Raw genomic sequence first — 19,879 nt, forward strand, 5'->3', positions numbered from 1 at the left:
ATGGGGAGATGTACCTGTTTTGTTGTAAAAAAAATCCCCCTTAAAAAGGGGGATGGTTTTTATCTTACCGGCTGGTTTTGTATAAGATCCAGGAATAAGTTTATTTTATCTTTAAGCTCTTTACGTGGAGTGATAAAATCAAGGAAGCCGTGCTCAAGTACAAATTCTGCAGTTTGGAAGCCTTCAGGAAGGTCTTTACCGGTAGTGTCTTTTACGACACGTGGCCCTGCAAATCCGATAAGTGCACCAGGTTCAGAGATGTTTACATCACCAAGCATAGCATACGATGCTGTTGTTCCTCCTGTAGTAGGGTCAGTACATAATGATATGTATGGTATTTTAGCATCTGCCAGTTGAGCAAGTTTAGCCGATGTTTTCGCTAACTGCATTAGTGAGTAGGCAGCTTCCATCATCCTTGCACCTCCTGATTTAGATATCATCACAAAAGGAATCTTGTTTTGGATAGAGTGATCAATTGCGCGAGCAATCTTTTCACCCACTACAGCTCCCATAGAACCTCCGATAAATGCGAAGTCCATACAGGCAACTACAAGGTCTTTTCCTTTAGATTTTCCAACAGCAGTTCTTACAGCATCTTTAAGTTTGGTTTTTTCAGTAGCTTCTTTTATACGATCCCCGTATTTTTTTGTGTCAACAAACTTTAGGGTATCTTTAGAAGTCATGTTTTTGTCAAACTCTGTAAACTCATTGTCATCAAAAAGGATGTTGAAGTATTCTTTACTTCCTATTCTTACGTGGTAACCATCTTCAGGGCTTACGTAAAAATTCTTAGCAAGCTCGTCTGCATCAACAATTTTACCGGTTGGCGACTTGTACCATAGTCCTTTAGGTACATCTTTTTTGTCTTCGGTTGGTGTTGTAATCCCTTTTTCTGTTCTTTTAAACCAAGCCATCTTTTTCAGTTAAGTTTAGTACTGCAAGCAGTTTGTTGTAATTATAGTGTATTTACGTTGTTTAGGTCTTTAAATGCCTGCTCAAGTCTTGCATTAAAAGTAAGTTCACCTTCACGTATCCATTTTCTTGGATCATAGTGTTTTTTGTTTGGCGACTCAGGTCCGTCAGGACTACCTATCTGTGTTTTTAAATAATCGATGTTTTTAACAACATAATCACGAACACCTTCTGTAAAAGCAAACTGAAGGTCAGTGTCAATGTTCATTTTGATAACACCGTAACCAATAGCCTCTCTTATTTCTTCAAGAGTAGACCCTGATCCTCCGTGGAATACGAAATCTACCGGGTTGTTTCCAGTGTTGAATTTTTGCTGAACATACTCCTGAGAGTTTTTAAGGATTTTTGGAGTAAGTTTTACGTTACCCGGTTTGTATACACCGTGTACGTTACCAAAAGCAGCAGCTACGGTAAAGCGAGGAGATATTTTGCTTAGTTCTTCATAAGCATAAGCAACTTCTTCCGGCTGAGTATAAAGTTTAGAGCTGTCAACATCAGAGTTGTCAACACCATCTTCTTCACCACCTGTAATACCAAGCTCGATCTCAAGGGTCATGCCCATTTTGCTCATACGCTCAAGGTATTTTTTAGAGATCTCCATGTTTTCTTCAAGAGATTCTTCTGAAAGATCAATCATGTGCGAACTGAAAAGAGGTTTTCCAGTTTCAGCAAAGTGTTTTTCGCTGGCGTCAAGAAGACCGTCAATCCAAGGCAAAAGTTTTTTTGCACAGTGGTCAGTATGTAAAATTACAGTAGCACCGTAAGCTTCAGCAAGCGTGTGTATATGTTTTGCACCTGCAACTGCACCAAGGATAGCTGCTTTTTCGTCAGCATTTGATAATCCTTTACCAGCGTTGAAAATTGAACCACCGTTAGAGAACTGGATGATAACAGGAGCTTTAAGTCTTGCTGCAGTTTCCATTACACCATTAACTGTGCTTGAACCTGTAACGTTTACTGCAGGAAGTGCAAATCCTTTTTCTTTTGCATATCTGAATATTTCCTGAACCTGATCTCCGGTAGCAACACCGGGCTTAATATTGTGGGCCATTGTTTTTGTTTTTTAGAATTAGAATTGACAAAAATAATATTTTATACTTAGAACGGATAATTAATTCCGACATTTAGAACTGATTTTGAAAGATTATATTCTTTAAACCAGCGATCGCCCTCTTCACGACCCGGATTGTAGGTTTTAAAACCTACGTCAAATCGTATCACGAAAAAGTTAAAATCGTACCTGAATCCAAGGCCTGAGCCAAAGGCAAGGTCTCTAAAGGATGAGAATCCGTTAAAAGTTTTTTTCGGGTCATCAACTTCATCAAAAACATTCCAGATGTTTCCGATGTCACCAAAGATTGCTCCATTTAGTTTATCGAAGATGTTAAAACGAAGTTCTGCACTATAGGCCATCTTAAGGTTGGCTTCGTTAAAATCGTCAACTCCACCACTACTTCCGGGGCCTAAACTATAAGGTTGCCAGCCACGGTTGTCGTTTGAACCTCCTGCAAAATAACTTCGGGAAAAGGGAATAGAGGTAGAGTTGCCATAAGGAACAGCCAGTCCGAAGAAAGCGCGCATGGCAAGTACTTTACCGCGCCTTAGGTCCCAGTGTTTTATAAAGTCGAGTTCCCCTTTTAAATATTGTGAGTATGCCACATTAAAAAGTGTTCTCTGGCTACTGCTGTTGTTAGGGTCTACCAATGTACCACCAAGCAGGGATAAAAGCGCGCCTGCCGATTCTACTTTTGTTTTGAATATAAAGAAAGTGTTGTCGTTTAGGTTTTCACGACTGGTTCTGGTATAGGTGTAATTGCTCGCGAATATAAGGTTGTTTTCTGTTAGCCTGTCCCTACGCTGTTCTATACTGTTTACATTGTCTTTGTCTGTTGTTGAAACAGCTATTGAGCCGTTTTCAACATCATTAATAAAGTTGTCTGCACCTCCGTTCTCAATGTCCAGATCTCCGTTTTCGTTAAAATAAGAAGATGGTACGCTTGGATAATCCTGCGCAATGTTATTTAATCTATTATAGGATGATTGGTATACCTTAAAGTAGTTTTCAGGATTAAGGTTTCTTACATATTGAAGATTCAAAAGGTCAAGTCTGGAAGAATAGTGCTTTCTTATCGGAGCCCAGTTGTAACTCAATACTCCGGTAAAATTTTCCTTGTCAAGTCCAATATTCTTTTGACTGCTTATACCCAAACTGAAAATAGTTGATGGAATCAGATTTTTAGGAATTATCTTTTCGGTATTGAAAGGGAAGAATATCCTTGGGAATGTAAGTTTAAGATCGGCGCCATATTCCAGGATGTTAAAAAACGCTTTGTCCTTTATGGCGTTATCGTTTGACGAACCTATGTTTCCACGCGTGGAAAGATCAAGAATTTCTGCACCTCTGAAAACGTTACGCATAGAAACCCCGAGGCTTCCTGCAATACCTATATCCTGAATATTAGAGTGCATAAAGTCAGCACTTACATTAAATCGGAATTTTTTCTTCGGAATCAGCTTAATGCTTGCAATCAGGGACTTGCCTGAAGGGTCGTTTTTATCCTCGGTGTACTCTATTGAAGGGTTGTTGAAAACCCTAAGGTTGCTCAGATAACGTGATGTAAGTGTTCTTCTGATATCGGAATAATCAGTTTCCGGAGCAACGAAAATAGCATCAGTTAGTGCTTTTGGCCTGTAATTAAGTTTTCCTGTGCTGTAAATATTAAAGCCTTTATAGCTGGTACTGTCTATAGACTGGTCTTCGCTGTTTGGGTTTTGGGTATAAATATTTACCTGGCTTACTTTATAAAGCTTAAATGGCCTTATAAAAGTTGAGTCCCCCTGCCTTACCGACTCATTGTCTATAATAAGGTCTACATTGGCTTTTCTTCCTCCATTGTTTACGGTGTCTACAACATAAGTAATGTAGTTCTGCTGAAAATTATAAGCACCATGATTTCTAAAATGATTGGTAATCCTTTCCCTTTCGGCTGTAAAATTAGTTTCCTCGTACTGCTGCCCCTGTTTAATGAGTGATTTGTCTTTTATAGTAGCATAAAGGCTGTCAAGTGCGGGTGTTTCTATATAGCGATTAATTGTGTCCAGCATATATGGAGCGCCTGTAATTACATCATAAGTAACCTTTGCTCTCTTGTCAGGGAGTGTGTCTATCTTGTAGCCAACACTTGCCCTGAAGAACCCTTTTTTGTAGTAATAGGTAAACAAACGATTTCTCGATTTTTTTATCCTGTTAATATCTACAAGTACAGGAGCTTCTCCTGTTTTCTTCAGGAAATTACTAATTCCCGATACAACAAATGAATTTCCAAGACGCTGTACCTGCTTTTCGGAGAGTAATTTTCTGTAGCGTTCGTGTCTTCCGGGTTTTCTGTCCAGCCAGTCCAGGTACATAGAATCGGCATTGGGTTTAGCCATATTATACATGTGCAACCTGAGGTGGAAGCCCAATATGTCGCTGTTTGGCTGTTGGTAGAGCTGGTCGTGAACTATTTCGTCATTCTTAACCTTGTCGTTTACAAGGATTTCATTTTTTTCAAGCAGGTGTTTACCTTCCGGAACTCTCCTTACAAGAGAACAGGAATATAAAATCCAGCCCGATAAGATAAATAGTATTATTTTTGTTGCTTTATTTCTCAAGACGGTATAGCCAAATAGTAATTCAAAAATACATTTTTTATGCTTAGTAAAAACCAAATTAAAACAATAACGGGCTTACAGCAAAAAAAATACAGGAAGCAGCATAAATTGTTTATTGCCGAAGGGATAAAGGTAGTACAGGAATTACTGAATTCCAATTTTGAATTACACCAATTATTTACCACTCAGGATATCTTCAGGGGAATAGCAAAGGATAAGATTGAACTTATTACAGAAGCTGAGCTTAAAAAAATAAGCGTACTCACTACGCCTAATGGTTGTCTCGGACTTTTTGTAATGCCCGATGAAAAACCGTTACCAAATAATGGACTTATTGTTGCGCTCGATGATATTCGCGATCCGGGTAATCTGGGGACAATCGTGCGTCTTTGCGACTGGTTTGGGATACAGCATCTTATATGTTCTGAAGAATGTGTAGATGTCTATAACCCTAAAGTTGTACAGGCTACCATGGGGTCGCTCACACGTGTTAACGTAGTATATACCAATCTTGAAAATTATCTGGCAAATACAAAACTACCGGTTTTTGGTACTTTTATGGATGGCGATAATATTTACGAAGAGGCATTGCCAGCTAACGGAATCATTGTTATGGGGAATGAGGCTAACGGTATATCTGAAGCTATAGAGGCCAGGTCAACACGAAGAATTTCCATACCACGTTTTGGCGACCTTCAGCAGACAGAAAGCCTTAATGTAGCCACGGCAGCAGCTATTATTTTAAGCGAATTCAGGAGAAATTTTAGTGGAAGGTAAAATTGATGAAAATACCTCTGGTTTTCATCGATTCAATGTTTCCGGTATAAGGGCTGTTAGGGTCGTTGTCCCTGATAATCTCATCATTTAAACTGAATACCCCGCGAATAGACGGCGAGAACTTAAAGAATTCAAAATAAAGATCGACTCCGGCACCAATTTCATAATAGTTAGTCCATTTTTTCATTCTGAAACGTGCCCCTGTCATGTTATCGTCCTTTACATTAAAGTTACTCGAAAGGTTTAGGGAGCGTGAAACACCACCTACAAGGTAAGGCCTTACATTTCCTGTTCTTTTAGATGAGAATTTCAGTAATAGCGGAAAATGAAGATAGGTCGATTTTACTTCTCTTAATTTGTCAGCAGTTGTGCCCTCTACATTATGAAAGGTAAGGTCACGCTGCGTATAATATAGTCCCGGTTCAAAACGAAGATCCAGGTATTCAAAAAGGCGTAAGTTACCCACAAGGCCTACGTTAAAACCAGTAGATTTTTTAAGTTCTATGTCAACTTTTGGATCGTTGATGTAGTCAAATTTAAAATCATAGCTGTTAAAGCCGAGGAAATACCCCCAGTGAACTCTTTGTTTGTCAAAGTTTTCAAGGTTAACAATCGGGTCTTTGCTGAACACCTGCGTACCAAACTGAGCATGAGCGCACAGGCCGGTAACAAGCAGTATATATAAAAACAGTTTCTTCATTTTATTGTTTTGAAGCAGTGTAAATTGTTGCCACTCCAAAAGTTTGCGGCATATTCTTAACCTCTATAAACCCAATTTTACGTAAAATATTGTTTAAAGCTTCACCATGTGGAAAAACTGATGCCGATTCGCTAAGGTAAGCATAAGCCGAACGGTCTTTAGAGAACAGTCTGCCAATAAGAGGCAGCAGGTTTTTGCTGTAAAAATTGTAACCTTGTTTAAAAGGGAATTTTGTTGGCACAGAAGTTTCCAGTATTACAAAAATACCACCCGGTTTCAGTACGCGTAAAATTTCAGCAAGTCCTTTTTCAAGGGTTTCGAAGTTACGTACACCAAAAGCTACCGTTATGGCATCAAAATAATTGTCTTCGAAAGGCAGATTTTCACTATCGCCGTATACCAGTTTGATTTTTGAATCAAGACCCTTTTCGGTCACTTTCTTGCGTCCCACTTCCATCATGCCTTCAGAAATGTCGGCTCCAATAATCTCAGTAGCCGATGTCTGTGCCATAAGAATGGCAAGGTCGCCGGTTCCTGTAGCGATATCAAGAATGGTTTTAGGATTTTTATCCGAAACAAGCTTCAATACTTTTTTACGCCATTTAACGTCTATACCAAACGAAATTACACGGTTAAGGCCGTCGTAATTGCCTGAAATAGTATCAAACATTTGTGCTACCTGTTCTTTTTTGCCCAGGCCGGAATCTTTATAGGGGGTTACGTTTTGCGACATTACTTTTATTTACGCAACAAAGATAGAAATAGTTTTGTTAATAGGGAGTTAGAAATGTTTTCTGTTTTATAAAAGACATTACATAATCTCCATCCTGTACATATCAATTCCATCCGCCCAGTAATCTTTTACGATTTCCTGTAGCACAAAGTCAAATTTCTCATAGAATTTATATACTAATTGAGAGGTTCGGACAGATATATTTTCAATGCTTTTAATGGTTTTGATCACATCTAGGCGGTGTTGAGTGAGTTGGCTGCCAATTCCTTTGCCCTGATAATCGGGATGAATGATATCCCATGATAGTGCTGCGTTTTTACCATTATTGGTAATATTGATACCACCGCTACCTATAATGTTGCCGTTGTCTTCCACTACAAAATAACGATCGATGTGGTTAGCGAAATAATCCTTTAAATCCTGTTCTTCTTCCTGTGCGAAATATTTAGGCATGTTCAGTCTGAGCAGTGTTATAATGCTCTCGTCATCGGCAGGAGTGTAGGAACGGATGGTCATAGACTAAATTATTCGTCGGCTGCTAATGGAGCTTCTTCGAACTGATTGTAATTTTTTATAAACAGTTTAAGCTTTTCGATATCGAGGTCAAATTTTTTTGTAATGACATTATTTTCACAAAGTGCAAAAATTAAATCATTGCGACTAATTATCTTTTCATTGTAGAATTGTTCTTCTAAATCAATAAAATAAATTGTTGTCGAAAATTTATTATTCCCTTCAGGTGTAATCTTGCCGCTTATTAAAATTTTGCCGTCGAGATTCTTAATTATGAAATCATTTTCTACCCGGGCGTAATTAAATGCGTGTTTTTTGTTAAGAATGATTTTGTCGGTGGTAAATTCGACTGCAGTAATAATCTGTTTCTCTTTGTTTTGGGCTTTTGCAAAAGTAAAGCTTACAAATATCAGTAATGTTAAAATAAGTTTTATTGCTCTCATTTTTATCTCTTTGTATACACCTGAAACGTCATATCATATTTATGCTTTTCATCTTTTGGATGAAAGTTTTCAGATGAAACCTCCCATTTTGTAGGGTCGATGGCAGGGAAGTAAGCGTCTGCATCTTCAAAAGTAGCGTGTACACGGGTCAGGTCAAGTTTATCGGCATGGTCAATGCTCTGGTTGTAAATTTCGCCGCCTCCAATTACAAAAACTTCTTCATCCTTCGGGCTCACTTTTATAGCCTCGTCAAGACTGCCTACAACAATGCATCCTTCCGGTGCTTTATAATCTTCCTGACGGGTAATGATTACCGAAGTGCGGTTAGGCAGGGCAGAAGGGAAGCTTTCAAAGGTCTTTCTTCCCATAATAATGTAGTGTCCGGAAGTACGGGTTTTAAAATGTTTAAAATCGTCCGGCAGGTGCCACATCATTTTGTTGTCTTTGCCTAAGGCGTTGTTTTCTGCTATGGCAGCAATAAGGGTAAGTGTCATTATAGTGTTGAGGTTGTATTGTTGTTCTCAAGTTTCTTTTCCAGTTGTTCTATGCGGCGTTCCTGGCGGGCAACAAGTTTGGTTATCTGGTCCTGTTCCCATTTTTTGTTGATGAAGCTTTCGGTAACAAACACTTTTATGAAGTGCATGATAAAAAGGAAAGCCCATGCAGTTATAGCCCATAGATACCAGTCATCCTGCGGATCTACATCGAGCCATTTGTTGATGATGTAAAAGAAGAAGCTGCAAACGAAAAACAGTATAAAGTGAAAATAAACGCGTTTTTTTTGCTTTACTCTTTTTCGGGCATATTCATAAAGCTCCTGTTGATTAGGTTCCATTTCTTAGGTTTTGGTAAGCTAAAGATAGGGAAAATGTTGAAGATAACAATCTGTGTTAGTCTGGTTACAGTTAAATTAATTACCGGAATAATTTTTTATGGTCATACTTGTTTTTACAGGTAAATTAAAATCCTGAATTGTAGGGATTCCTCTTATTAGTGCCGGTTGTGCAGGAGGTATTTTTGTAAAAGCTCTTTTAATGTCTTCTTTAAGTTTTTTTGTCTCTTTATGAAGTTCCTGGGTTCCTCCTACAACATCTACAAGTATAAAGCTCCCATCTGTATTTACAAGGTAGAAAACATTGATTTGATCTGTGTAGCTAACTAAAGTCTCTGGCAGGGTTACATTTTTTCTGATGACTTCGAAGACCTTTTTATGGAAACAGATTTGAGACTCATGTAAGTCACCTTCGCAGTTTTTGTATGTTGCTAATCTTTCGTAGCCAATGCGTTTATTTGTCAGAAGAGGTGGTGCAAGCATGTAGCTTTCATATCCGGGTGTCGGAATGAATGTCAGGTTGTAAACGTGCACACTTTGACGTGTTAAATGTTTGTCACTCTTGGGTTCAAAAGCAGGTAGCTTTGATATAAGGTATCGCGCTGATGCCTGTAGGTTTTTGTTTTCGCAATATACTTCTATATCTTCACGCATTACTTTTCCCTGCTCGTCTGATATAAAGAGTATTGATATGTCCAGCCCGTCTTTATACGTGGAGTTTTTAATTTCCTGCGTAAGAGTAGGGGTTATTAATTTAGATATTAAGTTTTTAAATGATTCGTTGGTACAGAAATATGGGTCTTCCTGATTTAAGCACTCTTTGAATAACGCCTGATCTCCCGGTTTTATACCTGAGTTTTGCGCTAAACTGAAAAAGCACACTGCAAGTGCAAGTGTCATCAATATTGATTTCATGATTGGTTTTGGTGGTTAAAAGTGACCGTACTTTAAATATGGTCATTTAATTGGCTTATGCTTATTGAGGGGGGCAGTTGTTTAAAGCTATTTGATATTTATCGTTACAGGAAGATTGTATGTGGCTCTTACTTTGACGCCTTCATAGTTTCCGGGGATAAAGTTAGGTAAACCTGTAAATGCTCTTTTGTATTGATTTATAAGCGCTTCGCAATCGTTAAGATTGCATAGGATATCGTTTACGGTTATTGAGCCGTCTTTTTCAATGGCAAAAGAAGCAACAAGATAAATTTGTCCGGAGAAATTCTTATCAATGCTATTTGTCTTAATACGTTTCGAGATATGTTCATATAACTTTTCAACGGTACATTTCTTGGCTTTTTCAGCATCGTCACAAGCACATTTAGGTAAAACGGGCTCGTTCCCCAAGCTAACATAGTTGGGTTTGATGCCTTTTTCTTTAAGAATTTCCTCTGAAGCGGCCTCGTATGTTTTACTTTCGGAATTGTATATAAAAGTATATCTCTCTAAATGAGCGCTTCTTCTGTCTTCTTCATTTTCTCCTTTAGGGCTAAAAGGAGAGAGGTGTAGTATATATTCTTTTACAGCACTTTCTAAACCTTTATTATCACATGCAATCTTGATGGTTTCAGGGATTACGTTGCCATTTTGGTCGGACAAGAATGCTAATCCAACTGAAAAAAAAATTTTCCCCATCTTCCATCGTATGTCTGCGGTGATTTCGGGTGAAATTAATGCTGATATATCATCTCTGATCTTTTCAGATGTGCATTTTGTGGGAGATTCTGTGTTTAGGCACTCCTTAAATACGGCGTGTTCAAGACGTTGCTCCTGCGCATTTACAATGAATGATAAAAAGGTAAGAACAATTGCTATAGTAGTTTTGGTCATCGGATGGTATGAAGATAGTTAAACTGCCACTACACCTTTAATATGAGGGTGCGGATCATAGTTCTCTAAAGTGAAGTCTTCAAATTTGAAATCAAAGATGTTGGTCACTTCAGGATTTATTTTCATGGTTGGAAGTGGTCTTGGCTCTCTGCTAAGCTGTAATTCCAATTGCTCAATGTGGTTGTTGTATATATGGGCATCTCCAAAAGTATGGATGAAATCTCCAGGTTGTAATCCTGCTACCTGAGCAATCATCATTGTTAATAATGCGTACGAAGCAATATTAAACGGAACTCCAAGGAAAATATCGGCGCTGCGTTGGTATAGCTGACATGATAGTTTACCTTCAGCTACATAAAACTGGAAAAAGGCGTGACACGGTGGTAGTGCAACTTTGCCATTAGCAACATTTTCAGCAAATGATTTTGAAGTGTCCGGCAATACGCTTGGATTCCAAGCAGATATAAGCATCCTGCGGCTGTTAGGGTTGGTTTTCAGGGTTTCGATAAGCTCTGTGATCTGGTCAATTTCTTTATCGTCCCAGTTGCGCCACTGATGGCCGTATACGGGACCAAGGTTTCCGTCTTCGTCTGCCCATTCGTCCCAAATGCGTACGCCATTATCATTAAGGTAGCCTATGTTAGTATTGCCTTGTAAGAACCAAAGCAGCTCGTATATAATCGATTTAAGGTGCAGTTTTTTGGTTGTAACCATTGGAAATCCTTCGCTAAGGTCGAAACGCATCTGGTAGCCAAAAACGCTTTTTGTGCCCGTTCCGGTGCGATCGCCTTTTTGTACTCCGTTCTCTAAAACATGCTTTACTAAATCGTGATACTGCTTCATAGTAATAATTTGAAAATTTGAAGATGTAGTAATTTGAAAATTACTGCTGCAAGTTAAAAATAAATCAAATTATAAATGCCTGTTTCAAACTACAGTTGTCTATAAGTTATCCACAGGCATTTTCAAATTTTAAAATCTTCAATTGATTAACTTTCTCTCTTCGATATCTCGTCGCGGATCTTTGCCGCTTTTTCATAATCTTCGTTTTGAACTGCGCTTTCCAGCATTTCGTTCAATTCCTGTAAATTATATGCAGAATAGCCTTCGCCCGATACGGTTTCGGTGCCAAAAGTCTGCGGTTCTGAAAGGATGTCTTCCGCTTCGTTAATGTTGCCCTCAGCATCCGGCTCCGGATTTATCTTCAGGTAAATTCCGGCCTTGTCAAGGATATTCTTGTAGGTAAATATAGGTGCGTTGAAACGCAATGCAAGCGCAATTGCGTCAGATGTTCTTGCATCAATTATCTCTTCAATTCGGTCTCTTTCGCAGATAATACTTGAAAAGAAAACACCATCGACAAGTTTATGGATGATAACCTGCTTGACGATAATATCAAACCTGTCAGCAAAATTTTTGAATAAATCATGAGTCAGCGGCCTTGGAGGCTTGATCTCTTTTTCTAAGGCAATTGCGATAGACTGTGCTTCAAAAGCACCAATAACTATTGGCAATTTCCTTTCTCCATCCACTTCATTAAGGATAAGCGCATACGCACCATTTTGAGTCTGGCTGTATGAGATTCCTTTTATAGTAAGTTTTACTAAGCTCATAATTGGTTTTACCTAAATAGAAAAAGGGCTATCGGGCAAAGATAAAAACTATCGTTAGCCTGATAGCCCTTTTAAGGGCACAATTTATAATAAAATTATGAGTTTTGCGCTTTGAACGCTTTAATTTTTTCAGTCAACTTAGGAACAATCTCGAAAGCATCACCAACTACACCATAGTCTGCTACTTTAAAGAAAGGAGCATCAGCGTCAGAGTTGATAACTACTTTTACTTTAGAGGAGTTGATACCTGCAATATGCTGTATAGCTCCTGAAATACCTATAGCGATGTAAAGGTTAGAAGCAACCGGCTTACCAGTTTGTCCTACGTGCTCACTGTGAGGTCTCCATCCAAGGTCAGATACCGGTTTAGAACAAGCAGTAGCAGCGCCAAGAACAGCAGCAAGATCTTCAAGCATACCCCAGTTCTCAGGGCCTTTAAGTCCGCGACCTCCAGATACTACGATTTCAGCATCAGCAATAGTTACTTTTCCTGAAACTTTTTCTGATGATTCTACTTTTACAGCGAAGTCTGCATCGTTAAGTGATGGAGAGAATTCTTCTTCAGTAGCTGATGCGGCGTTTTCGAATACGCCATACGAGTTTTTACCGATAGCAAGAACTTTTACGTCTGTACTGATTTCAGTTATATTGAATGCTTTGTTAGAAAAAGCATTTCTTTTTACCTGGAAAGGAGAAAGGCTTACCGGCTGTGCCACAACGTTTGAAGCATAACCAGCCTCAAGAGCTACAGCTACAAGCGGAGCGATATAAAGGCTGTCTGTAGTAGAGTTGAAAAGAACGATTTTAGCACTTTCTTTTTCAGCGGCCTGTTTGATAGCGTCAGCATAAGCTTTAGCGCTGAATGCAGTAAGCTTGTCTGATTTTACGTTAAGCACTTTGTCTACGCCATATTTGCCAAGGTCGGCAGTGTTAGATGCATTTATAGTTAAGGCAGTAACAGTTGTTCCTGTTTCTCCTGCAATTTTTTTAGCGTATGAAGCAAGCTCGAAAGCTGTTTTTTTGAATTTACCCTCAGCAAATTCAGCATATATTAATATTGACATTTTTTTCAATTTTAAAATTAACTAATGTAACAATGTACCAATTTAGTTGTGCTCAGAATTGCTACATTAAGGAATTGATTAATTGTTACATTAAACTATTGTTACATTAGATTACTTTCGCTTCGTTGTGTAAAAGGTTTACAAGCTCGTCAAGGTTGTCCGGGCTTATTAGCTTAACAGCCGATTTTGGAGCAGGTTTCTCAAATTTCACAGCTTTGGTGTTGTTGTTTGCTCCTACAGGCTCAAGTATAGTAAGCGCTTTTTGTCTTGCCATCATGATACCACGCATGTTAGGGATTCTTAGGTCTTTTTCTTCTACCAGACCTTTTTGTCCGCCAATTACAAGAGGTAATGTAGCGCTAAGTGTTTCTTTACCGCCGTCAATTTCTCTTACTGCTTTAGCGTCAGTTCCTGTTACATCAAGGTTAATACAAGAGTTAACAAAGTTGTAGCCAAGTAGTCCTGCAAGCATTCCCGGAACCATTCCTCCATTATAATCAAGAGATTCTTTACCTGCAATTACAAGATCATACCCTCCGTTCTTAACAACTTCTGCAAGCTGTTTTGCAACAAAGAAGCCGTCAGTTGGATTTGCATTAACACGTATTGCTTCGTCAGCACCAATAGCAAGGGCTTTTCTAAGCGTAGCCTCAGCATCAGCACCACCTACGTTTACAACTGTAACGTTTGCGCCGGCTTGCTCTTTAAACCATATTGCTCTTGTTAAACCAAATTCGTCGTTAGGGTTGATTACAAACTGAACACCGTTAGTGTCAAACTCGCTGTCGCCGTTTGTAAAGTTAATTTTTGCTGTGGTATCAGGCACGTGGCTGATGCAGACTAATATTTTCATTTTTATAAAGTTATAAAGTTGAGGTTTTTCCGTTACGAAAATAATAAATTTATCTAAATAAAAAACTATGCATGCATAACAAATGTAATTTTTGTAAAAATATCCGAAAATAAATTTATTAATCATAAAAATTAATCGTTAAAATACTGATTATTGCGAATAGTTGATGTTTTGCCAACAACTTGCTAACAATGTATTTATTTAAAGATATAAGGGTATTAAATAATTTTAAATCTTTATTTTTGCCATTCATTTAATACGAATAAGAAGTTACATGAGAACGATACAGTTTAGAGAAGCTATTTGCGAAGCGATGAGCGAAGAAATGCGTCGCGACGAGTCTATATATTTAATGGGTGAGGAAGTTGCCGAATATAACGGTGCTTACAAAGCCTCAAAAGGAATGCTTGATGAGTTCGGTCCAAAAAGGGTAATTGATACTCCTATTGCCGAACTTGGTTTTGCAGGTATTGCTGTTGGTAGTGCTATGAACGGTAACAGACCAATTGTTGAGTTTATGACATTTAACTTTGCACTTGTAGGTATCGACCAGATCATTAATAACGCAGCTAAGATGCGTCAGATGTCAGGTGGACAGTTTACAATGCCAATGGTGTTCCGTGGGCCGTCTGCTTCAGCAGGTCAGCTTGCTGCTACGCACTCTCAGGCTTTTGAAAACTGGTATGCAAATACTCCGGGTCTTAAAGTTGTAGTTCCTTCAAATCCTTATGATGCAAAAGGACTTTTAAAATCAGCTATCCGTGATAATGATCCTGTTATCTTCATGGAGTCTGAGCAGATGTATGGAGACAAAGGTGAGGTGCCTGAAGGAGAATACACAATTCCTCTTGGCGTTGCCGATGTGAAACGTGAAGGTAAAGATGTTACTATTGTTTCATGGGGTAAAATCCTTAAAGAAGCATTTATTGCTGCTGATGAACTTGCTAAGGATGGTATTAGCTGTGAAATTATCGACTTAAGAACTATCCGTCCGATGGATCATGATGCGATACTTAATTCGGTTAAGAAAACAAATAGATTAGTTGTTCTTGAAGAGGCTTGGCCATTTGCAAGTGTTTCGTCTGAAATAACTTACATTGTTCAGGAGAGAGCTTTTGATTATCTTGATGCTCCTATCCAGAGAATTACTACTGCCGATGTACCGGCACCTTTTTCACCAGTGTTGCTTAAAGAATGGCTTCCAAATGCGGCAGACGTTATAAAAGCGGTGAAAAAAGTTATGTATAAATAAGAAAATAAACACCTATATTTGAAACTTCATCATACTATTTGATGAAGTTTTTTGTTTTATAGAATACATGAAAAAAAAGTTACTGTTTTTGTTCGGGTTTGTATTGCTTCTTTCAGGCTCTCTTTTGGCACAAACCAAAGTGGGTGGGATTGTTTTAGATGATACTAATGGCCCGATACCTTATGCTAATATTTACTTTAAAGGGACAAGTGAAGGAGTTATCTCTGATGAAAACGGTAAATTTTATCTTGAATCTCCTAATAATTATACTACAATTGTTGTTTCATTCGTCGGTTTTGCACCTAAAGAAATAACACTGACTAAAGCAGTTTCTTACGGGCTTACTGTAAAACTTAGTGAAGGACAGGAGTTGAAAGAGCTGGTGTTGTATTCCGGAAAAACTTCTAAAAAAAATAATCCTGCCATAGATATACTTCGAAAAATATGGGAGCGCCGAAGAAAGAACGGGCTTAAGATGTTTGATCAATATGAATTCGATAAATACGAAAAGGTAGAATTTGACATGAACAGCATTGATAGTGCTTTTATGAAGAGAAAGGTGTTTAAGGGTATGGAATTCATATTCAATCATGTTGATACTTCTAATGTTACAGGAAAAACATATCTGCCTATATTTATTAATGAAGCGCTTAGTAATGTATATGGAGATAATGTAGCTAAAAGAAAAAAAGAAATTACCAAAGCAAATAAAAATTCAGGATTTAGTAATAATCAGCAGGTAATTGCTTTTATAAAGGATTTGTATGTTGATTATGACATCTACGATAATTACCTTAAGTTTTTTGATAAAGATTTTGTGAGTCCTTTATCAAGAACGGGTATTAATGTTTATAACTATGTATTGGCAGATAGCACATTTATCGAAAAAAAATGGTGTTATAATATAGTTTTTTATCCAAGGCGCAAAGGTGAACTTACTTTTAAAGGGAATTTTTGGGTAAACGACACGACTTTTGCCATCAAAAAGATAGCAATGTCTGCCAGTAAGGAAGCTAATATCAACTGGGTAAAAGATATTTATATCGAACAGGAATTTGACGTGCTGAATGATTCGGTCTTCCTTCTTAAGCGCGACCACATGATGTCTGATTTCGCAATTAGTAAAAAAGAAGAATCGAAAGGCGTGTATGGTAAAAGAACCACGCTTTTCAGGGACTATGTCTTTAATAAGAAAAAGCCCGACAATTTTTATACAGCCGACGTAAACAAATTTGATGAGGCTATACTTACTAAGAGTGACGAATTTTGGGAAGAAAACCGTTTCGAGTCTCTTAATAAAGACGAGAAAGGGGTTTACAAAATGTTAGATACCCTGCAAACAGTCAGCAAATTTAAGAGGATGTATAATTTGGTGGCAACTTTAGGTAGTGGGTATTATCAGATGGGACATTTTGATTATGGTCCGATCTTCTCTAGTTTTGGCTATAATGATGTTGAAGGGATTCGATTAAGAACAGGTGGGCGTACCTATTTCGGGCAAAATGACCCATGGCGAGTTGAAGGTTATGTTGCTTACGGATTTAAGGATAATAAATTCAAATACGGAAGTTCAGGGAAATGGATGGTAAATAAGGATAAGCGTATTATCCTTGCAGGAGGGAACAGGCGTGATGTAGAGCAGATTGGAGTCAGCCTAACGGCGACGAGCGATGTGCTGGGTAGAAGTTTTGCTTCTTCATCCCTTTTTGCAAGTGGCGATAATAGTAAACTTACCAATGTTAACTTTACTACTTTTTCGGCAGAAATAGAGCCCTTTAAGAATCTTGTTTTGAGAGGCAGCTTTAATTATCGTACATTAGAATCGGCATCGCCTTCAACTTTTAAAATGGATTATTATTTAGATCCTAACGATCATTCTAAAGGGACTAAAGGATCTTTAAAACAATATGAATTTGGTTTTCTTGTGGATTTTACACCAAAAAGAAGAACTGTGGGTTATGGTGTTGAGCGTACCGATGTAGATTATAATTACACACGTATTTATTTGAACTTTTCTCAGGGGATTAAAGGTATAATGGATAGTGATTTTGATTATAAAAAATTACAATTTTATTATCGTCAGCCGGTTTTGGTTGGAGGTTTCGGAAGGTTGTTTGCAACGCTTGAAGCCGGAAAAATATTTGGAGAGGTTCCGCTGGGTTTAATGGGAATTGTGCCGGGTAACCAGTCGTATTTTATTATAGAGAATACTTATAATTTGCTGGATTACTATGAGTTTGTGGCTGATGAATATGTGTCACTGCATTTTGAACATAATTTCAACGGAAGGCTGTTTTCAAGGATTCCCGGGCTTCGCAGTCTTAATTTGAGGGAGATTGTAGGTATAAAAGGTATCTATGGAACCGTGTCGCAGGATAATATCAACATGAATGCTTCAAGTATTGTTTATAAAGCTCCGGATGATTTATATTGGGAATATCATGCCGGTATCGGTAATATCTTTAAGGTATTCAGGATTGATTTTGCCTGGAGAGGAGGCTACAGAGATGTTCCGGGGGCTAATATGTTTACTGTAAAAGGTGTTTTTGGATTCCATTTTTAATCAGGATGTTATAAAAAAAATGTAATTTAGTAATATAAACTCTGTCACTTATTTAACATGAAAAATTACCTTGTAGGGTTGTTGTTTTTTTTCTTTGCGGTATCATGTAATACAAAAAAGGAAGAAGAAATATCTTTGCCGGCTACGGCAGTGAAACATCTGGATATATCATCAAAGGTTATAGGTGAAAATAATAAAGGAGAATATGTTGTATCAACCGATGACTCTATAACTAAGTATTTGGAAAGCAGGTTAAGGGAGTGTTTTGGATTGTCTGATAGTATAAGTTTTTCTAAATTCAAAATTATAAAGACCACCACTCAAGGCGAATCAGCAAAAGACAGTTTTCTTTTTTTAACGAATACTTCTGATGAATTGGCTTCAATTGCACTGTTTGTAGATTTAAAAGGCGATAAGTTTTACTTTAGAATCAATGAAGGAACTAAGACAGTTTCCAGTGAAGTAATTATGTGTAAGAAAGAAAATGTAGGAGTAGACTGTAAGCCTCTTGTTTTAATTCATGGCGGAAAAGAGCGTATGATATGTGATTCGTCAGGTAATTGTGAAAAAACTGGAGGAAAAGTCTGGTGGTAATTTTTTAACATTAGCTTTTGGAATATTTCTATTATTTGTTTTATTTTAGAGAAAATAAATCCAACTAAAAAAACAATCAATTATTATGAAGAAAATTATGTTAAAGGGGCTGATTTGTGCTCTTATGTTAAGTGTTTTCTGGAGTTGTAGTACCGAAAATGATGTGCAGATGCAAAGCACTACTCAGGTTCAGCAAAAAACAGGAGATGTTTTGTCTGGTGTCATTGGAGAAAATTTAGGCAATGGGATATATAAGATTGTTGTCGATGAAAGGGAACTTATGAGTGCTTTGGAAGATGTAGCGCTTCAGGAAAACGGAGTTCAGATTAAAATTGACAATATAAGTATTGTAAATAAATTTGCTACAAATTCTCCGTCAATACCTTTTCCTGTTCTTACGGGAGGTGGTCTAAGTACTGATGGCTCTTCTATGTCATTTGCTTATGTGCTGACTGAGGTGAATAATAATTTTATGATTGGTTCTTCAGGACATGAGCGTCCGCCTTTAGTTATGTGCAGGGGGTGTGCAAGAGGTTGTTTCCTTGAATTTTATGAATTAGACGCAACACACCTTCTTGGGTATTGTGATTCTGCCGGATGTGGCGATTATTGCTTCAGGATTAAGTTAGAATAGTAACTTTTAAATAATATAAAACAAAAACCTGCTCAGTTTTTTAGAGCAGGTTTTTTTATGAACAAAATGTGCGGTTGGTTCGGTAGTATTTCAAATTATATAGGTTACTGTGAAATTTTAGTTTGCTTATAATGCTCTGTTTTGCTGAAATAATATTGTTATACTAAATAGATAGGGTTGTTGGTATTAAATTACGGTAAACTCAAGCTGAATGCCGCGTTTTTAATAGGGTAAAGCTTTGCAAAACAGTATTTTTGTACTACTTTTGCACCCGCTTAAATACCAATATAAAGATTTAGTAAAGATGACAGCAGCAAGATTAAAGACGTTTGACGTGCTTATTGAAATCCCTAAAGGGAGCAGAAACAAATATGAATATGACTTTCAGTTAAAGAAAATACGTTATGACAGAATGCTGTTCTCGTCTATGATGTATCCTGCTGATTATGGTTTTATTCCTGAAACATTAGCACTTGATGGTGACCCGCTTGATATTCTTGTGCTTGTAACTGAGCCTACTTTCCCTGGTTGTGTTATGGAAGTTAAGCCTATCGGTGTTTTCCATATGGCAGATGAAAAAGGTCCGGATGAAAAAATTATCTGTGTACCTGTATCAGACCCAATCTGGAACAAACTTAGCGACCTTAACGAAGTGAATCCTCACCTAATTAAAGAGATTGAGCACTTCTTCCAGGTGTATAAAGATCTTGAAAACAAGAAAGTTGACGTAGGTGGATGGGGTGATGCTGCCGAAGCACGCGAAATCATTGACCAATGTGTAGATCGTTTTGAAGCTCTTGAGAACAGACCTGAAGAATTATTCAGTATCAGATAAGAAGTTTTCATAAGATATTA

At 37.7% G+C, this 19,879-nt stretch carries 21 protein-coding genes; 6 read left to right on the forward strand and 15 right to left on the reverse strand.

The genetic code is table 11. The annotated features are described in order from the left end of the window. Nucleotides 1–59: 59 nt before the first annotated feature. Genes accD through tamL form a run of 3 tightly spaced genes read right to left on the reverse strand, consistent with a single transcriptional unit; the run spans nucleotide 60 to nucleotide 4,626 of the window. Nucleotides 60–914: an acetyl-CoA carboxylase, carboxyltransferase subunit beta gene (gene accD / locus ACFSR3_RS07430; RefSeq protein ID WP_379820395.1), complete on the reverse strand. Its 855-nt coding sequence runs from the start codon at nucleotides 912–914 to the stop codon at nucleotides 60–62. 41 nt (nucleotides 915–955) lie between these two features. Then, entirely contained in the window at nucleotides 956–2,023 is a 1,068-nt protein-coding gene (gene fbaA / locus ACFSR3_RS07435) for a class II fructose-bisphosphate aldolase (RefSeq protein ID WP_114756396.1), read from the reverse strand. 47 nt (nucleotides 2,024–2,070) lie between these two features. Further along, complete coding sequence (gene tamL, locus ACFSR3_RS07440; RefSeq protein ID WP_379820396.1) at nucleotides 2,071–4,626, reverse strand: translocation and assembly module lipoprotein TamL; 2,556 nt, start codon at nucleotides 4,624–4,626, stop codon at nucleotides 2,071–2,073. Between the two features lie 39 nt (nucleotides 4,627–4,665). Between tamL and ACFSR3_RS07445 the strand changes: the two genes are divergently transcribed. Then, nucleotides 4,666–5,403: a TrmH family RNA methyltransferase gene (locus ACFSR3_RS07445; protein ID WP_379820397.1), complete on the forward strand. Its 738-nt coding sequence runs from the start codon at nucleotides 4,666–4,668 to the stop codon at nucleotides 5,401–5,403. Here ACFSR3_RS07445 and porT read toward each other — a convergent pair. From porT to ACFSR3_RS07505, 12 genes are all read right to left on the reverse strand, one after another. Continuing rightward, on the reverse strand, nucleotides 5,390–6,103 hold the full coding sequence (gene porT, locus ACFSR3_RS07450) for a type IX secretion/gliding motility protein PorT/SprT (protein WP_379820398.1): 714 nt from the start codon (nucleotides 6,101–6,103) through the stop codon (nucleotides 5,390–5,392). The two genes, ACFSR3_RS07445 and porT, sit on opposite strands and share 14 nt — an antisense overlap. Nucleotide 6,104: 1 nt before the next feature. Next, a complete protein-coding gene (gene ubiE / locus ACFSR3_RS07455) occupies nucleotides 6,105–6,836 on the reverse strand; it encodes a bifunctional demethylmenaquinone methyltransferase/2-methoxy-6-polyprenyl-1,4-benzoquinol methylase UbiE (RefSeq protein WP_169519592.1) in 732 nt (243 codons plus the stop codon). 78 nt (nucleotides 6,837–6,914) lie between these two features. Continuing rightward, nucleotides 6,915–7,352: a GNAT family N-acetyltransferase gene (locus ACFSR3_RS07460; RefSeq protein ID WP_379820399.1), complete on the reverse strand. Its 438-nt coding sequence runs from the start codon at nucleotides 7,350–7,352 to the stop codon at nucleotides 6,915–6,917. Nucleotides 7,353–7,360: 8 nt separating this feature from the next. Next, nucleotides 7,361–7,792 (reverse strand): hypothetical protein, encoded by a 432-nt coding sequence (locus tag ACFSR3_RS07465; protein ID WP_379820400.1) that lies wholly within the window; start codon nucleotides 7,790–7,792, stop codon nucleotides 7,361–7,363. A 2-nt stretch (nucleotides 7,793–7,794) separates the two neighbouring features. Further along, on the reverse strand, nucleotides 7,795–8,286 hold the full coding sequence (locus ACFSR3_RS07470; RefSeq protein ID WP_379820401.1) for a dihydrofolate reductase: 492 nt from the start codon (nucleotides 8,284–8,286) through the stop codon (nucleotides 7,795–7,797). Beyond that, complete coding sequence (locus ACFSR3_RS07475; RefSeq protein WP_379820402.1) at nucleotides 8,286–8,627, reverse strand: 2TM domain-containing protein; 342 nt, start codon at nucleotides 8,625–8,627, stop codon at nucleotides 8,286–8,288. The genes ACFSR3_RS07470 and ACFSR3_RS07475 overlap by 1 nt, the downstream gene beginning before the upstream one ends. Before the next feature lie 75 nt (nucleotides 8,628–8,702). Further along, nucleotides 8,703–9,539 (reverse strand): hypothetical protein, encoded by an 837-nt coding sequence (locus tag ACFSR3_RS07480; protein WP_379820403.1) that lies wholly within the window; start codon nucleotides 9,537–9,539, stop codon nucleotides 8,703–8,705. An 87-nt stretch (nucleotides 9,540–9,626) separates the two neighbouring features. Next, nucleotides 9,627–10,451: a hypothetical protein gene (locus tag ACFSR3_RS07485; RefSeq protein WP_379820404.1), complete on the reverse strand. Its 825-nt coding sequence runs from the start codon at nucleotides 10,449–10,451 to the stop codon at nucleotides 9,627–9,629. A gap of 18 nt (nucleotides 10,452–10,469) precedes the next feature. Continuing rightward, entirely contained in the window at nucleotides 10,470–11,294 is an 825-nt protein-coding gene (locus ACFSR3_RS07490; protein WP_114756406.1) for a thymidylate synthase, read from the reverse strand. A gap of 146 nt (nucleotides 11,295–11,440) precedes the next feature. Further along, on the reverse strand, nucleotides 11,441–12,064 hold the full coding sequence (locus ACFSR3_RS07495) for a bifunctional nuclease family protein (protein WP_379820405.1): 624 nt from the start codon (nucleotides 12,062–12,064) through the stop codon (nucleotides 11,441–11,443). 95 nt (nucleotides 12,065–12,159) lie between these two features. After that, entirely contained in the window at nucleotides 12,160–13,128 is a 969-nt protein-coding gene (locus ACFSR3_RS07500; RefSeq protein WP_379820406.1) for an electron transfer flavoprotein subunit alpha/FixB family protein, read from the reverse strand. A gap of 106 nt (nucleotides 13,129–13,234) precedes the next feature. Further along, nucleotides 13,235–13,981 (reverse strand): electron transfer flavoprotein subunit beta/FixA family protein, encoded by a 747-nt coding sequence (locus ACFSR3_RS07505; protein WP_379820407.1) that lies wholly within the window; start codon nucleotides 13,979–13,981, stop codon nucleotides 13,235–13,237. Nucleotides 13,982–14,255: 274 nt separating this feature from the next. On the opposite strand from ACFSR3_RS07505, the gene ACFSR3_RS07510 reads away from it, so the two are divergent. The 5 genes from ACFSR3_RS07510 (at nucleotide 14,256) to ACFSR3_RS07530 (ending at nucleotide 19,859) form a co-directional block, all read left to right on the forward strand. Further along, nucleotides 14,256–15,233, forward strand: coding sequence for a pyruvate dehydrogenase complex E1 component subunit beta (locus ACFSR3_RS07510; protein ID WP_169519578.1), 978 nt, complete (start codon nucleotides 14,256–14,258; stop codon nucleotides 15,231–15,233). Between the two features lie 67 nt (nucleotides 15,234–15,300). After that, on the forward strand, nucleotides 15,301–17,796 hold the full coding sequence (locus ACFSR3_RS07515) for a DUF5686 and carboxypeptidase-like regulatory domain-containing protein (protein WP_379820408.1): 2,496 nt from the start codon (nucleotides 15,301–15,303) through the stop codon (nucleotides 17,794–17,796). A 57-nt stretch (nucleotides 17,797–17,853) separates the two neighbouring features. Further along, entirely contained in the window at nucleotides 17,854–18,390 is a 537-nt protein-coding gene (locus ACFSR3_RS07520; protein WP_114756411.1) for a hypothetical protein, read from the forward strand. An 85-nt stretch (nucleotides 18,391–18,475) separates the two neighbouring features. After that, nucleotides 18,476–19,024 carry a hypothetical protein gene (locus ACFSR3_RS07525; protein ID WP_379820409.1) on the forward strand — a complete coding sequence of 183 codons (549 nt, stop codon included), beginning with the start codon at nucleotides 18,476–18,478 and terminating at the stop codon, nucleotides 19,022–19,024. A gap of 304 nt (nucleotides 19,025–19,328) precedes the next feature. Next, nucleotides 19,329–19,859: an inorganic diphosphatase gene (locus ACFSR3_RS07530; RefSeq protein WP_114756413.1), complete on the forward strand. Its 531-nt coding sequence runs from the start codon at nucleotides 19,329–19,331 to the stop codon at nucleotides 19,857–19,859. Nucleotides 19,860–19,879 lie beyond the last annotated feature (20 nt).

It is taken from the genome of Flavobacterium suzhouense (assembly GCF_042684765.1).
GTDB classification, from domain to species: Bacteria; Bacteroidota; Bacteroidia; order Flavobacteriales; family Flavobacteriaceae; genus Flavobacterium; species Flavobacterium suzhouense.